The organism is Streptomyces sp. NPDC046805 (assembly GCF_040645355.1).
Lineage (GTDB): Bacteria > Actinomycetota > Actinomycetes > Streptomycetales > Streptomycetaceae > Streptomyces.
Genome location: NZ_JBEYYC010000002.1, coordinates 258,228 through 273,067, shown reverse-complemented (window position 1 = coordinate 273,067; position 14,840 = coordinate 258,228). Strand labels below are relative to the sequence as shown.

The following is a 14,840-nucleotide window of genomic DNA, read 5'->3' as shown; positions in this document are numbered from 1 at the left end:
ATGACGGAACGTAGGGCTGAACTCGCCGCAAACCTGGCGAAAGTGGAGGAGCGCATCGCCGCCGCCTGCGCGGCCGCCGGGCGCAAGCGGGAAGAGGTGACCCTGATCGTGGTCACCAAGACTTATCCGGCGAGCGATGTGCGAATCCTGTCGGAACTTGGTGTGCGTCATGTCGCCGAGAACCGCGACCAGGACGCGGCTCCCAAGGCCGCCGAGTGTTCGGATCTTCCCTTGAGTTGGCATTTTGTCGGTCAATTGCAGACCAACAAGGTGCGATCTGTGGTCGGTTACGCGGATTTCGTGCAGTCTGTCGACCGGCCCAAGCTCGTTACGGCTCTGTCGAAGGAAGCGGTGCGGGCCGGGCGCGAGGTGGGGTGCCTCCTCCAGGTCGCGTTGGACGCGGGGGCGAGCGGGCGAGGCGAGCGGGGTGGCGTGGCCCCCGGCGGAATCGAGGAGTTGGCCGCCCTCGTCGCCGACGCTCCGGGGTTGCGGCTCGACGGGCTGATGACCGTCGCTCCGCTCACCGGGGAGTACGCGGGGCGTCAACAGGCGGCGTTCGAGCGGATGATGGATTTGTCGACCGACCTGCGCCGAGCCCATCCGGCTGCGAACATGGTCTCGGCAGGGATGAGCGTGGACCTCGAGCAGGCTGTGGCGGCCGGAGCGACACATGTACGCGTCGGCACCGCGGTACTCGGAGTCCGCCCCAGGCTCGGGTAACGTCGCCAAGAAGTCGGACCACAGCAGAAAATATGGTCAATGTCGCTGTAAAGCGGACACAACGACCCCGTGGATCGCGGGCACTTGGCAATCGTCACCCGATCCACCACAGAGCGGAGGACTCAGAGCATGGCCGGCGCGATGCGCAAGATGGCGGTCTACCTCGGCCTCGTGGAGGACGATGGGTACGACGGCCGGGGGTTCGACCCCGATGACGACTTCGAGCCCGAGCTCGACCCGGAGCCCGAGCGTGACCATCGGCGGCATGAACCGTCACACCAGTCACACGGTGCACATCAGTCCCAAAGGGACGATCCGGTAAGAGTGGTGCAGCCTCCGGCGCCGCGCGAGCCGGTCTCCCACTCGGCTTCGCTAGCCGCGGAATCCGGGCGCCCGGCGCGCATCGCTCCCGTGTCGTCCATCACACAAGAACGTCAGTCCCTGGAGAAGAACGCGCCGGTGATCATGCCCAAGGTCGTGTCGGAACGAGAGCCTTACCGGATCACCACGCTTCACCCCCGGACCTACAACGAGGCCCGTACCATCGGGGAACACTTCCGTGAAGGCACTCCGGTGATCATGAATCTGACCGAGATGGATGACACGGACGCGAAGCGACTTGTCGACTTTGCGGCCGGTTTGGTGTTCGGTCTTCACGGCAGCATCGAGCGGGTGACGCAGAAGGTGTTCCTGTTGTCGCCTGCTAACGTCGATGTCACGGCGGAGGACAAGGCCCGCATCGCAGAGGGCGGGTTCTTCAACCAGAGCTGAGACGCAGGACCGGTAGACGCAGTACCGCACAGGGGAGAGGGAAGAACAGGCCATGAGCGTGTTCGCGCAGGTGATCTACATCGCGCTGATGGTGTTCCTCATCGTGCTTATCTTCCGGCTGGTCATGGACTATGTCTTCCAGTTCGCCCGCTCGTGGCAACCCGGCAAGGCGATGGTGGTCGTTCTGGAGGCCACCTACACTGTCACCGATCCACCGCTCAAGCTTCTGCGGCGGTTCATTCCGCCGCTGCGTCTCGGGGGCGTGGCGCTCGATCTGTCCTTCTTCGTGCTGATGATCATCGTCTACATCCTGATCTCGATCGTGAGCCGGCTGTGAGCGATGTGAACTACCGTCTTGCCGATGCCGACGACTACGTTGAGGTGAAGAGATGCCGTTGACCCCCGAGGACGTGCGGAACAAGCAGTTCACGACCGTCCGCCTCCGAGAAGGCTATGACGAGGACGAGGTCGATGCCTTCCTCGACGAGGTCGAAGCCGAGCTGACCCGCCTGCTCCGCGAGAACGAGGACCTGCGCGCCAAGCTGGCCGCTGCCACGCGCGCGGCTGCCCAGAACCAGCAGAACATGCGCAAGCCCCCGGAGCAGCAGGACGGCCCGCCGCAGCAGCAGGGTGGCATGCCGCAGCAGGGTGGTATGCCGCAGCAGGGTGGTATGCCGCAGCAGGGCATGCGAGGCCCCGGCGCTCCGGTGCCCGCCGGCATATCGGGCCCGCCGCAGCAGCAGATGGGTGGCCCCATGGGTGGCCCGCCCCAGCTGCCGAGCGGTGCCCCGCAGCTGCCTGCCGGTCCCGGCGGTCAGGGCGGTCCGCAGGGCCCCGGCCCGATGGGTCAGGGTCCGGGTCCGATGGGTCAGGGCCCGATGGGTCAGGGCCCGATGGGTGGTCAGCCGCCCATGCAGCAGCAGATGGGTGGCCCGATGGGCGGTCCCATGGGTGGCCCGATGGGCGGCCCCGGTGGTCCTGGTGGCCCCGGTGGTCCCGGTCAGGGTCCCGGTGGCGACAGCGCCGCGCGTGTCCTCTCGCTGGCCCAGCAGACCGCCGACCAGGCGATCGCCGAGGCCCGCTCCGAGGCCAACAAGATCGTCGGCGAGGCCCGCAGCCGCGCCGAGGGTCTCGAGCGTGACGCCCGTGCCAAGGCCGACGCCCTGGAGCGGGACGCGCAGGAGAAGCACCGCGTGGCCATGGGCTCCCTGGAGTCCGCGCGCGCCACGCTGGAGCGCAAGGTCGAGGACCTGCGCGGCTTCGAGCGCGAGTACCGCACCCGCCTGAAGTCGTACCTGGAGTCGCAGATGCGTCAGCTGGAGGCCCAGTCCGACGACTCTCTGGCTCCGCCGCGCACCCCGGCCACCGCGTCCCTCCCGCCGTCCCCGGCGCCCTCCATGGCCCCGGCCGGCGCGGGTGCCCCGTCCTACGGCGGCGGCAACCAGACGATGGGCGGTGCCCCTGCTCCGTCCGCCCCGTCCTACGGCGGCGGTCAGCAGCAGATGTCCCCGGCGATGACCCAGCCGATGGCTCCCGTCCGTCCGCAGGGCCCGTCCCCGATGGGGCAGGCACCCTCGCCGATGCGCGGATTCCTCATCGACGAGGACGACAACTGACCGGCCCGAGGGCCATGTTGTGGCCTGACAGCCAGTAGTACGCCGTAGGCGTCGGCAGCGTTCACAGGGCGGGGCCCCGGATTCCGGTCCGGGGCCCCGCCCTTGCGCTACGCGCGTTCACGGTTTTTCTTGCGTTTCCTGCCCTATGAGCGGTTGCAGTGGTGCCGTAGCTGTTTACGGCATCTGTTCGTTTCTGGGGGACCTGTCCGACGTACACCACGCCGAAGGCCCGGGTCCGCCGAGATTCTTCTCGGTGGCCCCGGGCCTTCGTCTACCCGGCCGGCTCCCGGTTACGCCTTGCGCAGGCGGAACGTCAGGGACAGGCCCTCGTCGGTGAACGGCTCGCCGTAGGCGTCGTCCGCCTCGCCCTGGGCGAAGTCCGTGGCGAGGACCTCGTCGGCGATCAGGGCCGCGTGCTCGCTCAGGGCCGCGATGACCGCCGGGTCCGTGGACGTCCAGCGCAGCGCGATGCGGTCGGCCACATCGAGGCCGCTGTTCTTGCGGGCCTCCTGGATCAGACGGATCGCGTCACGGGCGAGGCCCGCCTGGCGCAGCTCCTCGGTGATCTCCAGGTCCAGCGCGACGGTCGCGCCGGAGTCCGAGGCCACCGACCAGCCCTCGCGCGGGGTCTCCGTGATGATCACCTCGTCGGGGGCGAGGGAGATCGTCTCGCCGTCGACCTCCACCGAGGCCGTGCCCTCGCGCAGGGCGAGGGACAGCGCGGCCGCGTCGGCGTTCGCGACGGCCTTGGCCACGTCCTGGACGCGCTTGCCGAACCGCTTGCCCAGCGCGCGGAAGTTGGCCTTGGCGGTCGTGTCCACCAGCGAGCCGCCGACCTCGGAGAGCGAGGCCAGGGAGCTGACGTTCAGCTCCTCGGTGATCTGCGTGTGCAGCTCGGGGTCGAGGGTCTCGAAGCCCGCGCCCGCCACCAGGGCGCGCGACAGCGGCTGGCGGGTCTTGACGCCCGACTCCGCGCGCGTGGCACGGCCGAGCTCCACCAGGCGGCGGACCAGGACCATCTGCCGCGACAGCTCCGGGTCGATCGCGGACAGGTCCGCCTCCGGCCAGGCCGCCAGGTGCACCGACTCGGGCGCGCCCGGGGTGACCGGCACGATCAGGTCCTGCCACACCCGCTCGGTGATGAACGGGGTGATCGGCGCCATCAGCTTCGTGACCGTCTCGACGACCTCGTGCAGCGTGCGCAGCGCGGCCTTGTCGCCCTGCCAGAAGCGGCGGCGCGAGCGGCGGACGTACCAGTTGGACAGGTCGTCGACGAACGCCGACAGGAGCTTGCCGGCGCGCTGGGTGTCGTACGCGTCCAGGGCCTGCGTCACCTGGTCGGTGAGCGCGTGCAGCTCCGACAGCAGCCAGCGGTCCAGGACCGGGCGGTCGGCCGGGGCCGGGTCCGCCGCGGACGGCGCCCAGTTCGAGGTACGGGCGTACAGCGCCTGGAAGGCGACCGTGTTCCAGTACGTCAGCAGCGTCTTGCGGACGACCTCCTGGATCGTGCCGTGGCCGACGCGGCGGGCCGCCCAGGGTGAGCCGCCGGCCGCCATGAACCAGCGCACCGCGTCCGCGCCGTGCCGGTCCATCAGCGGGATCGGCTCCAGGGTGTTGCCCAGGTGCTTGGACATCTTGCGGCCGTCCTCGGCGAGGATGTGGCCCAGGCAGACGACGTTCTCGTACGACGACTCGTCGAAGACGAGCGTGCCGACGGCCATCAGCGTGTAGAACCAGCCGCGGGTCTGGTCGATCGCCTCGGAGATGAACTGCGCCGGGTAGCGGCTCTCGAACAGCTCCTTGTTCTTGTGCGGGTAGCCCCACTGCGCGAACGGCATCGAACCCGAGTCGTACCAGGCGTCGATGACCTCCGGCACGCGCGTGGCCGTCTTGCCGCACTCGGGGCACGGGAACGTGACCTCGTCGATGAACGGGCGGTGCGGGTCCAGCTGGGACTGGTCCGTGCCGGTCAGCTCGGAGAGCTCCGCGCGCGAGCCGACGACGGTGAGGTGGTCCTCCTCGCAGCGCCAGATCGGCAGCGGGGTGCCCCAGTAGCGGTTGCGGGACAGCGCCCAGTCGACGTTGTTGGTCAGCCAGTCGCCGAACCGGCCGTGCTTGACCGTCTCCGGGAACCAGTTGGTGCCCTCGTTCTCCGCGATCATCCGGTCCTTGACGGCCGTGGTGCGGATGTACCAGGACGGCTGCGCGTAGTAGAGCAGCGCGGTGTGGCAGCGCCAGCAGTGCGGGTAGCTGTGCTCGTACGCCAGGTGCCGGAAGAGCAGGCCGCGGGCGTCGAGGTCCGCGGTGAGCTGCTCGTCGGCCTTCTTGAAGAAGACGCCGCCGACCAGCGGGACGTCCTCCTCGAAGGTGCCGTCGGGGCGGACCGGGTTCACGACCGGCAGGCCGTAGGAGCGGCAGACCTTGAGGTCGTCCTCACCGAAGGCGGGCGCCTGGTGGACCAGACCCGTACCGTCCTCGGTCGTGACGTAGTCGGCGTTCACCACGAAGTGGGCCGGCTCGGGGAACTCGACGAGCTCGAAGGGACGCTGGTACGTCCAGCGCTCCATCTCGGCGCCGGTGAAGGACTGACCGGTGGTCTCCCAGCCCTCGCCGAGCGCCTTCTCGACGAGCGGCTCGGCGACGACGATCTTCTCCTCGCCGTCGGTCGCGACGACGTAGGTGACGTCGGGGTGCGCGGCGACGGCGGTGTTGGAGACCAGGGTCCAGGGGGTCGTCGTCCACACCAGCAGCGAGGCCTCGCCGGCGAGCGGGCCGGAGGTCAGCGGGAAGCGGACGTACACGGACGGGTCGACGACCGTCTCGTAGCCCTGCGCCAGCTCGTGGTCGGACAGGCCGGTGCCGCAGCGCGGGCACCAGGGGGCGACGCGGTGGTCCTGGACGAGAAGGCCCTTGCCGAAGATCTCCTTCAGCGACCACCAGACCGACTCGATGTACTCGGGGTCCATCGTGCGGTACGGGTCTTCGAGGTCGGTCCAGTAGCCCATGCGGGTCGTGAGCGCGGCGAACGCGTCGGTGTGGCGCAGCACGGACTCACGGCACTTGGCGTTGAACTCGGCGATGCCGTACGCCTCGATGTCCTGCTTGCCGCTGAAGCCCAGCTCCTTCTCGACCGCCAGCTCCACCGGCAGGCCGTGGCAGTCCCAGCCGGCCTTGCGGCCCACGTGGTAGCCGCGCATGGTGCGGAAACGGGGGAAGACGTCCTTGAAGACGCGCGCCTCGATGTGGTGGGCGCCGGGCATGCCGTTGGCGGTGGGCGGGCCCTCGTAGAACACCCACTCCGGGCGGCCCTCGGACTGCTCCAGACTCTTGGCGAAGATCTTCTGCTCGCGCCAGAAGTCGAGCACCGCGTGCTCGAGTGCGGGCAGATCGACCTGGGCGGGTACCTGGCGGTACGTCGGCGCTGTCATCAGCGAGCTTCCTCCAACGGACTTGCTGCCTTCCGTCGGAGGGACGAGAGCCGTATGTGCTACGTACGCCGTGCGGCGCGCTCCCGCGGTACCACCCTCCTTGGCTCACCATGCGCCCTGCGCGCCGGTGAGCCCCCTCATTGGGGTCGCGATGCCGGTTCTACTCGCCCTCCGCGGGCTTTCCTCCGGCGGCTCAGGGGTGATCTTCACGTCGCGCTCGCCCCCGGGCTTCCACCGTCCCCGGGTCGCTCTGGGCTGCGTACGTCGCTACTCGTCCCCATCCACGCTTTTCGCTCAGCCCAGTGTACGGCGCCCCGGGGACAGCGGCCGACCGGTTTTTCGTACGGGGGCAGGCGGGTCTGAAGCCGCCGCCCGGCCGGTGGTGAGATGACCCGAATGGCGGGGTACGGGTGTTCGCACCCAGGGATGCCCGGCTCGGCGGATTACCCGGCGGGGAGCTGGGCACAACGCATGAAGGTTTGCTGCTCGGGGGGCGAGGGACGGCGAATCGGACCGCGTGCCCCGTTGCCGCGAGCCGCAAGTCGATTTATCGTCCCAGCACGATTCGCGAGCAAAATCACAAAATGTGAAGGGGCCGCGGCCATGGTGGCGAAGAAGACGGCCGTACAGCAGTCGGCGTCCGGCAGGTCCGGGAGCGTGCTTGCCTCCGGCGGTGCGGCCAAGGGTTCCGGGGGGAAGAAGAGCACGCAGGGGACGCCGGCGCGGCGGGCCGCGCATGCGGCGACGCCGGCGAAGACGGTGCGGACGGCTGCCGCCGGGGCCACGGCGGGGAAGGCCGTCGGCACTAAGGAAGTCGGTGGTGACGGGGTGAACGGCAGCAGCGTGGCCGACGGGCGTACGGCGGCGAACAAGGCGACGAAGGCCACGAAGACCACGAAGACGGCGAAGACGACCAAGGCGAAGGCGGCTGCGACGAGGGCCGCGGAGCCGGGAAAGGCGGCCCCTTCGAAGAAGGGGGCCGCGGCCACGGAGGAAGCCGCGGGAGCAGCGAAGGAGCGGGCCGCCGAGAAGACCGCCGCCAAGAGGACGGTGGCCAAGAAGACCACTAAGAAGACCGCCGCAAAGAAGGCGGCCGAAAGCAAGGCACCGGCCAAGAAGACAGCCGCCACGCGCGCGAACGCGAAGAAGACCGCGACCGCGGAGAAGACGGCGAGCGCAGAGGCCGGGGGCACGAAGGCCCCCGCCAAGAAGAGCACTCCCAGGAAAAGCACTCCCAGCAAGAGCACGGCCAAGAAGAGCACGGCCAAGAAAGCGGGCGCGGCGAGGGCCGCGAAGCAGACGGGAGCCACGACGGTGGTTGCGAAGAAGACTCCTGGCACGGCCACGGCGGCGAAGACCGCCGTCCCCAAGGCCCGGCTCGGCGCGGCGGCGGAGCCCGGCGAGCTGGCGGTGCGCCCGGGCGAGGACCCGTGGACGCCGGAGGAGGTCGAGGAGGCGCGCGCGGAGCTGCTGTCCGAGGGGGAGCGGCTGCGCGCCGAGATCAGCTCGTCCGAGGCGTCCCTCGTGGGCCTGATGAGGGACTCCGGGGGCGGTGCCGGCGACGACGAGGCGGACACCGGGTCCAAGAACATCACGCGCGAGCACGAGATGGCGCTGGCCGCCAACGCGCGCGAGATGCTCGTCCAGACCGAGCGTGCCCTCCAGCGGCTGGACACCGGCACCTACGGCCTGTGCGAGAACTGCGGCAACCCCATCGGAAAGGCCCGTATGCAGGCCTTCCCGCGGGCCACACTGTGCGTGGAGTGCAAGCAGAAGCAGGAACGTCGCTCCTGAGCACATGGGGTGCCGGGGGCGTGCCGTAGTCTCGTGCCCAGTCAGGCACCTAGGTTGAGGGACTCACGTGGCAGAGGCGGAGCGCATCATCGGTACGCCGGACACCCCGGACGACAGTGGCGAGAAGCCGGCAGCGGCCGGCGCGTCCGGGGCGGGCGAGCGAGAGACCGCGGTCGCGCGCCCCCGGGGCAAGCGCCGGATCGCCGTGCTGTTCGCGGTGGCCGTCTTCGCGTTCGCCCTCGACCTGATCAGCAAGATGATCGTGGTCGCGAAGCTGGAGCACCACGCGCCGATCCCGCTCGTCAACGACTGGCTGGAGCTCAACGCCATCCGCAACCCGGGTGCGGCCTTCGGCTTCGGGCAGGCCTTCACGATCATTTTCACCGTGATCGCGGCCGCCGTGATCGTGGTGATCATCCGGCTGGCCCGCAAGCTCTACAGCCTGCCCTGGGCGATCGCGCTCGGCCTGCTGCTCGGCGGTGCGCTCGGCAACCTCACCGACCGGATCTTCCGTTCCCCGGGGGTCTTCGAGGGCGAGGTCGTCGACTTCATCGCGCCCCGGGGATTCGCGGTGTTCAACCTGGCCGACTCGGCGATCGTGTGCGGCGGCATCCTGATCGTGCTGCTGTCCTTCCGCGGCCTGGACCCGGACGGCACCGTCCACAAGGACTGACGGCGCTGACGGCGCTGTCCGACCCGTCCGTCATACTCGTCGGGTGAGCACGATTCCCGAGATCCGTACCCTGCCCGTGCCCGACGGCCTGGAGGGCGAGCGCGTCGACGCCGCCATCTCGCGCATGTTCGGCTTCTCCCGCACCAAGGCGGCGGAGCTGGCCGCGGCCGGCAAGGTCCAGGTCGACGGCACGGTGGTCGGCAAGTCCGAGCGGGTGCACGGCGGTGCCTGGCTCGAGGTCGAGATGCCCCAGGCGCCCGCGCCCGTCCAGGTGGTCGCCGAGCCGGTCGAGGGCATGGAGATCGTCTACGACGACGATGACGTGGTCGTGATCGTCAAGCCGGTCGGCGTCGCGGCCCACCCGTCGCCGGGCTGGAGCGGTCCCACCGTCATCGGCGGCCTCGCCGCCGCCGGCTACCGGATCTCCACCTCCGGCGCCGCCGAGCGCCAGGGCATCGTGCACCGCCTCGACGTCGGCACGTCCGGTCTGATGGTGGTCGCCAAGTCCGAGCGCGCGTACACGTCGCTGAAGCGCCAGTTCAAGGAGCGCACGGTCGACAAGCGCTACCACACGCTCGTCCAGGGCCACCCGGACCCGACCAGCGGCACCATCGACGCCCCCATCGGCCGCCACCCCCAGCACGACTACAAGTGGGCGGTCACGGCCGACGGCAAGCCCTCCGTGACCCACTACGACCTCATCGAGGCCTTCCGCGCCGCCTCCCTGCTCGACGTGAAGCTGGAGACGGGCCGCACCCACCAGATCCGCGTCCACATGGCCGCCCACCGCCACCCGTGCGTCGGCGACCTGACCTACGGCGCCGACCCGACGCTGGCCAAGCGGCTCCACCTGCTCCGCCAGTGGCTGCACGCCGTACGACTCGGTTTCGAGCACCCGGGGACCGGCGAGTGGGTCGAGTTCGAGAGCGACTACCCGGAGGACCTGCAGAAGGCCCTGGACCAGGTCCGCGAGGAGACCTACGGGTGAGCGCCCCCTACGTGGTGCGCGTCGCCGAGGACCTCGCCGACCGCGAGGCGTGCTTCACGGTGCGCAAGGAGGTCTTCGTCGTCGAGCAGGGCGTCCCGCAGGACCTCGAGTACGACGAGTACGACGCCGTCGCCGTACATGTGCTGGCGGTCCGCGAGGACGGCACGCCCCTCGGCACCGGGCGGCTGCTGTACGGCGAGGAGGCCGCGGCCAAGACCGGCGGGGATCCGTCCGTGGGCTCGCTGGGGCGGCTCGCGGTCACGCGGGAGGCGCGCGGACTGGGCGTGGGCGTCGCGCTCGTGCGTGCCATCGAGGAGGCGGCACGCGCGCGTGGGCTCGCGGCGGTCGACCTGCACGCCCAGACGCACGCGCTGGGTTTCTACGAGCGGCTGGGCTACGAGGCGTACGGCCCGGAGTTCCCGGACGCGGGGATGCCGCACCGGGCGATGCGGCGCGCACTGTAGCCGGGGCGCCGAAAGGGCCGGTGCGGCAGGTCACATGGCAGGCTTGAGGCCCGCCGTGTGATCGTCGTCGACTCCCGGAGTACCGGCCGTGGATCAGTTGGGCCTGTTGTTCGTGCTGCTGCTCGGGGCCGTGCTGAGTGTCCCGATCGGGGACCGGTTCGGGCTGCCGGCGCCGGTGCTCATGACGCTGCTCGGGATCGTCCTGGCGGTGCTCGACTTCGTGCCGAACGTGCACATCCCGCCGGAGCTGATCCTGCCCGCGCTGCTCCCGCCGCTGCTGTACGCGGCCGTACGGCGCACCTCCTGGCGGCAGTTCGCGGCCAACAAGCGGCCCATCTTCCTGCTGGCCGTGGCCCTGGTGTTCGTCACCACGTTCTGCGTGGCCGCGGTGGCCCACGCGATCGTGCCCGGGCTGCCGATCGCCGCCGCCGTGGCGCTGGGCGCGCTGATCGCGCCGCCCGACCCGGTCGCCGCCACCGCCGTCGCCGGCCAGCTCGGGCTGCCGCGCCGGCTGGTGTCGATCCTGGAGGGCGAGGGGCTGTTCAACGACGTCACGGCCATCGTGCTGTACCACGTGGCGATCGCCGCCGTCGTCAGCGGCAGCTTCTCCCCGTGGCGGGCCGGCCTCGACCTCGTCCTCTCCGCCGTGGTCGCGGTCGCCGTGGGGCTCGTGCTGGGCTGGGGCGCGAACCAGCTGCTGGACGTCCTCGGGGACGCGACGCTGCAGATCGGGCTGAGCCTGCTCGTGCCCTACGCGTCGTACGTGCTCGCCGAGGACCTGCACGGCTCCGGCGTGCTGGCGGTCCTCACCACGGCGCTGTTCCTCGCCGAGTACGCCGCCGACCCCGACGACGTGATGACTCGGCTCGCCGGCCACGCCTTCTGGGAGATCATCGAGACGCTCGTCACCGGGGTGGCGTTCGGGCTGATCGGGCTCGAACTGTACAGCGCGACCCGGACGGCGTCCGGCCGGTGGGGGGAGCTGCTCGGTCAGGCGGCCGCGGTCGTGGGCGTGGTCGTGGTCGTACGACTGCTGTGGCTGGTGCCGGCCGCCACGCTGGCCCAGCGGCTGCACGCGAAGCGGGACCGTGACGAGGACATCCCGATGAGCTGGCGGGAGACGGTCGTCATGTGGTGGGCCGGGATGAGGGGGGTGGCGTCGGTGGCGCTGGCGCTCGCCATTCCGCTCACGACCCGTGCGGGGGAGCCCTTCCCCAAGCGGGACGAGATCGTGTTCATCGCGTTCTCGGTGATCATCGCGACGCTGGTGCTGCAGGGGCTGACCCTGCCGTGGCTGGTGAAGCGGCTGGGGGTGCGGGCGGACACGGAGCGGGAGAAGGAATTCGAGAAGGAGCTCGCGGTGCGGGCGGCGAAGGCGGCGAAGCTGCGGCTGCGGGAGATCGAGGCGGCGGAGGAGCTGCCCGAGGAGCTGTCCGAGCAGATGCTGCGGAGGTCCTTCGACATCGGGATGCGGATCAGTCCGGCGTTCGGCGAGGAAGAGCGCCGGGAGGGACACGAGAAGCGGGTACGCCGGCTCAAACGGGACCGGCGCATCCAGGGGGAGATGCTGAGCGCCGCGCGGCACGCGGTGCTGGCGGCGCGGAACGAACCGGGGGCGGATCCGGAGATCGTGGACCGGGTGCTCCGGCATCTGGACGTGCGGAGCCTGCGCTGAGTGACGCCCGCCGGGGCTTGCGCAGCCATGGACACCCAGGCCCGCAGGGTCGTGGACACCCAGGCCCGCAGGGGCAGAGAGGCAGAGAAGCCCAGGCCCGCGGACACTCGCGGTCATACAAGCGGACGGCGGCTGTGGACAACCGCAGGCCCGGCCGACGGCCCGGTCGTAGTCTCGGATCATGACACGCAACATTGTGATCAGTGGTGGCGGTACGGGAATCGGCCTGGCGACGGCACACCTCTTCGCGGGGGAGGGCGATCGGGTGCTGCTGCTCGGGCGGCGTGCGGAGGTGCTGGAGAAGGCCAAGGTGCCGGGGGCGCTCACCTATGCCGCCGACCTCAGCGATCCGGGGGCCGTGCGAGGCGTCGCCCGGTTCGTCGCCGAGGAGCTCGGGGCCGTGGACGTGCTCGTCCACAGCGCCGGGGGTTCGGGGAACCTCGAACCCGAGGCCGGGGCGGACGACCCCCTCGCTACCGTCGCACACGACTGGACCGTCGCCTTCCGGCTCAACACCCTGACCGCCGTGCTCCTCACGGAGGCCCTGAAGGAGCGGCTCGCCGAGCCCGGCGGCCGGGTGCTGTTCCTGAGCTCCATCGCCGCCTACCGGGGCTCGGGCAGCGTGGCCTACGCGGCCGCCAAGGCGGCCCTGCACCCCTATGCCCACGAGCTCGCCCGGGAGTTGGGGCCGCGGGGGATCACCGTGAACGTGGTGGCGCCCGGTTATGTCGAGGACACGGAATTCTTCGGGAGCGGCGGCATGCAGGAGACGCGGCGGGAGCGGCTCATAGCCGAGACGCTCAACGGCCGCGCCGGTACGCCGGGGGACGTCGCCGGCACGCTGCACTGGCTGGCCTCCCCGGCGGCCGGGCACATCACCTCGCAGGTCGTCCAGGTCAACGGGGGCGCCGAGCGCGGCCGTTGACCGTCACCCCCGGCCCGTACCCGGCGATTCGCGCGCGCGCCGCGACTCCGTACCGTCCTGGGACGGGATGCCACCGGACGGCAGGACCGCCTCCGCCGTGTTCACCCGCGGTAGCGCGTACGGGTGTTCCGCGCACAGCCAGCGGATCATCTGCTCGCGGACCGTGACCCGTACCGTCCAGACGTCGGCCGAGTCCTTGGCGGTCACCAGGGCGCGGATCTGGAGGGTGTTCGGCGTCGAGTCGACGACCGCGAGGGCGTAGTCGCGGCCGTCCCAGGCCGGGCACTCGCGCAGGATGTCGCGCAGCCGCTCGCGCATCGCCTCGACGGGAGCCGAGTGGTCGAGGTGCCAGAAGACGACGCCGGTCATCTGCGGGGTGCCGCGCGACCAGTTCTCGAAGGGTTTGGAGGTGAAGTACGACACCGGCATCGTGATCCGGCGCTCGTCCCAGGTCCGCACAGTGAGGAACGTCAGGGTGATCTCCTCGACGGTGCCCCACTCGCCGTCCACCACCACCGTGTCGCCGAGCCGCACCAAGTCGCCGAAGGCGATCTGCAGTCCGGCGAACACATTGGACAGCGTGGCCTGTGCGGCGACGCCGGCGACGATGCCCAGGATGCCGGCCGAGGCCAGCAGCGAGGCGCCGGCCGCGCGCATCGCCGGGAACGTCAGCAGCATCGACGCCGCGGCCACCACGGCGACGACGGCCGTCACCACGCGCTTGATCAGCGACACCTGGGTGTGCACCCGGCGGACCCGGGCCGGGTCGCGATGGGCGCGGGCGTAGCGGGAGTACGACGTCTCGACGATCGCAGCGGCGATCCGGACCACCAGCCAGGCAGCGGACCCGATCAGCACCAGGGTCAGCGTCCGGCCGATGCCGATCCGATGCTCCTCGAACAGCTCCGCCTCGTTGTACGAGCCTCTCAACAAGGCTGCGCACAGAACCAGTTGGTACGGGATCCGGGCGCGGCGCAGCAGGCCCCACAAGGGTGTCTCGTTATGGCGTTCGTCGGCCTTGCGCAGCAGCAGGTCCGTTCCCCACCCGATAATGAGCGTCAGGACAACGGCCCCGCCGACCACGATCAGTGGGCGGATGAGGTTCTCCATAGAGAGAACGTAACCAACTCCGGCGTTCATGAACATGTGACGCCCGGATCGACATGAGGACGGTCGCGGCCGAGTGCGGTCGTACCCGGCTGGCACCATGGCCTCATGAACATCATGCTCTTTCACTCGTCAGGCGGCCTCACCCCCGCCGTGCGCCAGGCCGCGGACCGCTTGCGGGAGGCGGGGCACGAGGTGTGGACACCGGACCTCTTCGAGGGGCGTACCTTCGAGACGGCCGAGGAGGGCATGGCCTTCCAGGAGGAGCTCGGCAAGGACGAGCTGCTGAAGCGGGCCGTCCTGGCGGCGGCGCCGTACTCCGAGCGGGGGCTGGTGTACGCCGGGTTCTCGCTCGGCGCCTCCATCGCGCAGACCCTGGCCCTCGGCGACGACAAGGCGCGCGGGCTGCTGCTCCTGCACGGCACGTCGGACATCGCACCGAACGCCTCCGCGGACAATCTGCCGGTCCAGCTGCACGTGGCCGACCCCGACCCGTACGAGACGGACGACTGGCTGAACACCTGGTACCTGCAGATGGGCAGGACGGGCGCCGACATGGAGGTCCACCGGTACGCCGGGGCCGGCCACCTCTACACCGACCCCGACTCGCCGGACTACGACGAGGAGGCCGCCGAGGCCACCTGGCGGGTGGCGCTCGGCTTCCTCGACAGCTTGTAGG

Annotated in this window: 13 protein-coding genes; 11 read left to right on the top strand and 2 right to left on the bottom strand. The window is 70.4% G+C overall.

Going from position 1 to position 14,840, the window contains the following annotated elements; all coding sequences use genetic code 11:
• From ABZ910_RS04010 to ABZ910_RS03995, 4 genes are all read left to right on the top strand, one after another.
• Complete coding sequence (locus ABZ910_RS04010; protein ID WP_361358786.1) at positions 1-720, top strand: YggS family pyridoxal phosphate-dependent enzyme; 720 nt, start codon at positions 1-3, stop codon at positions 718-720.
• A 129-nt stretch (positions 721-849) separates the two neighbouring features.
• The gene (gene sepF / locus ABZ910_RS04005; protein ID WP_361358783.1) at positions 850-1,491 is read left to right on the top strand and encodes a cell division protein SepF; all 642 of its coding nucleotides are present in this window, start codon (positions 850-852) and stop codon (positions 1,489-1,491) included.
• Between the two features lie 52 nt (positions 1,492-1,543).
• Positions 1,544-1,828 (top strand): YggT family protein, encoded by a 285-nt coding sequence (locus ABZ910_RS04000; protein ID WP_361358780.1) that lies wholly within the window; start codon positions 1,544-1,546, stop codon positions 1,826-1,828.
• A gap of 52 nt (positions 1,829-1,880) precedes the next feature.
• Entirely contained in the window at positions 1,881-3,107 is a 1,227-nt protein-coding gene (locus ABZ910_RS03995; RefSeq protein ID WP_361358777.1) for a DivIVA domain-containing protein, read from the top strand.
• 290 nt (positions 3,108-3,397) lie between these two features.
• Here the strand turns inward: ABZ910_RS03995 and ileS are convergent, their stop codons facing one another.
• Positions 3,398-6,535 carry an isoleucine--tRNA ligase gene (gene ileS / locus ABZ910_RS03990; RefSeq protein ID WP_361358774.1) on the bottom strand — a complete coding sequence of 1,046 codons (3,138 nt, stop codon included), beginning with the start codon at positions 6,533-6,535 and terminating at the stop codon, positions 3,398-3,400.
• A 603-nt stretch (positions 6,536-7,138) separates the two neighbouring features.
• Between ileS and ABZ910_RS03985 the strand changes: the two genes are divergently transcribed.
• From ABZ910_RS03985 to ABZ910_RS03960, 6 genes are all read left to right on the top strand, one after another.
• A complete protein-coding gene (locus ABZ910_RS03985) occupies positions 7,139-8,329 on the top strand; it encodes a TraR/DksA family transcriptional regulator (protein WP_361358771.1) in 1,191 nt (396 codons plus the stop codon).
• A gap of 67 nt (positions 8,330-8,396) precedes the next feature.
• Positions 8,397-9,002, top strand: a complete 606-nt coding sequence (lspA, locus tag ABZ910_RS03980; protein WP_361358768.1) for a signal peptidase II — start codon at positions 8,397-8,399, stop codon at positions 9,000-9,002.
• Positions 9,003-9,045: 43 nt separating this feature from the next.
• Positions 9,046-9,990 (top strand): RluA family pseudouridine synthase, encoded by a 945-nt coding sequence (locus tag ABZ910_RS03975; protein WP_361358765.1) that lies wholly within the window; start codon positions 9,046-9,048, stop codon positions 9,988-9,990.
• The gene (locus tag ABZ910_RS03970; RefSeq protein WP_361358762.1) at positions 9,987-10,454 is read left to right on the top strand and encodes a GNAT family N-acetyltransferase; all 468 of its coding nucleotides are present in this window, start codon (positions 9,987-9,989) and stop codon (positions 10,452-10,454) included. The genes ABZ910_RS03975 and ABZ910_RS03970 overlap by 4 nt, the downstream gene beginning before the upstream one ends.
• Positions 10,455-10,542: 88 nt before the next feature.
• Complete coding sequence (locus ABZ910_RS03965; protein WP_361358759.1) at positions 10,543-12,129, top strand: Na+/H+ antiporter; 1,587 nt, start codon at positions 10,543-10,545, stop codon at positions 12,127-12,129.
• Positions 12,130-12,310: 181 nt separating this feature from the next.
• Positions 12,311-13,054, top strand: coding sequence for an SDR family oxidoreductase (locus ABZ910_RS03960; RefSeq protein ID WP_361358756.1), 744 nt, complete (start codon positions 12,311-12,313; stop codon positions 13,052-13,054).
• Positions 13,055-13,057: 3 nt separating this feature from the next.
• Here ABZ910_RS03960 and ABZ910_RS03955 read toward each other — a convergent pair whose 3' ends face one another.
• Complete coding sequence (locus ABZ910_RS03955) at positions 13,058-14,164, bottom strand: mechanosensitive ion channel domain-containing protein (protein WP_361358753.1); 1,107 nt, start codon at positions 14,162-14,164, stop codon at positions 13,058-13,060.
• A 105-nt stretch (positions 14,165-14,269) separates the two neighbouring features.
• On the opposite strand from ABZ910_RS03955, the gene ABZ910_RS03950 reads away from it, so the two are divergent.
• Positions 14,270-14,839 (top strand): dienelactone hydrolase family protein, encoded by a 570-nt coding sequence (locus ABZ910_RS03950; protein WP_361358750.1) that lies wholly within the window; start codon positions 14,270-14,272, stop codon positions 14,837-14,839.
• Position 14,840 lies beyond the last annotated feature (1 nt).

Excerpts from the sequence above, each read along its gene's own strand:
- ABZ910_RS04010 (WP_361358786.1), top strand. The coding sequence starts at position 1 with ATGACGGAACGTAGGGCTGAACTCGCCGCAAACCTGGCGAAAGTGGAG.
- sepF (WP_361358783.1), top strand. The coding sequence starts at position 850 with ATGGCCGGCGCGATGCGCAAGATGGCGGTCTACCTCGGCCTCGTGGAG.
- ABZ910_RS04000 (WP_361358780.1), top strand. The coding sequence starts at position 1,544 with ATGAGCGTGTTCGCGCAGGTGATCTACATCGCGCTGATGGTGTTCCTC.
- ABZ910_RS03995 (WP_361358777.1), top strand. The coding sequence starts at position 1,881 with ATGCCGTTGACCCCCGAGGACGTGCGGAACAAGCAGTTCACGACCGTC.
- ileS (WP_361358774.1), bottom strand. The coding sequence starts at position 6,535 with ATGACAGCGCCGACGTACCGCCAGGTACCCGCCCAGGTCGATCTGCCC.
- ABZ910_RS03985 (WP_361358771.1), top strand. The coding sequence starts at position 7,139 with ATGGTGGCGAAGAAGACGGCCGTACAGCAGTCGGCGTCCGGCAGGTCC.
- ABZ910_RS03960 (WP_361358756.1), top strand. The coding sequence starts at position 12,311 with ATGACACGCAACATTGTGATCAGTGGTGGCGGTACGGGAATCGGCCTG.
- ABZ910_RS03955 (WP_361358753.1), bottom strand. The coding sequence starts at position 14,164 with ATGGAGAACCTCATCCGCCCACTGATCGTGGTCGGCGGGGCCGTTGTC.
- ABZ910_RS03950 (WP_361358750.1), top strand. The coding sequence starts at position 14,270 with ATGAACATCATGCTCTTTCACTCGTCAGGCGGCCTCACCCCCGCCGTG.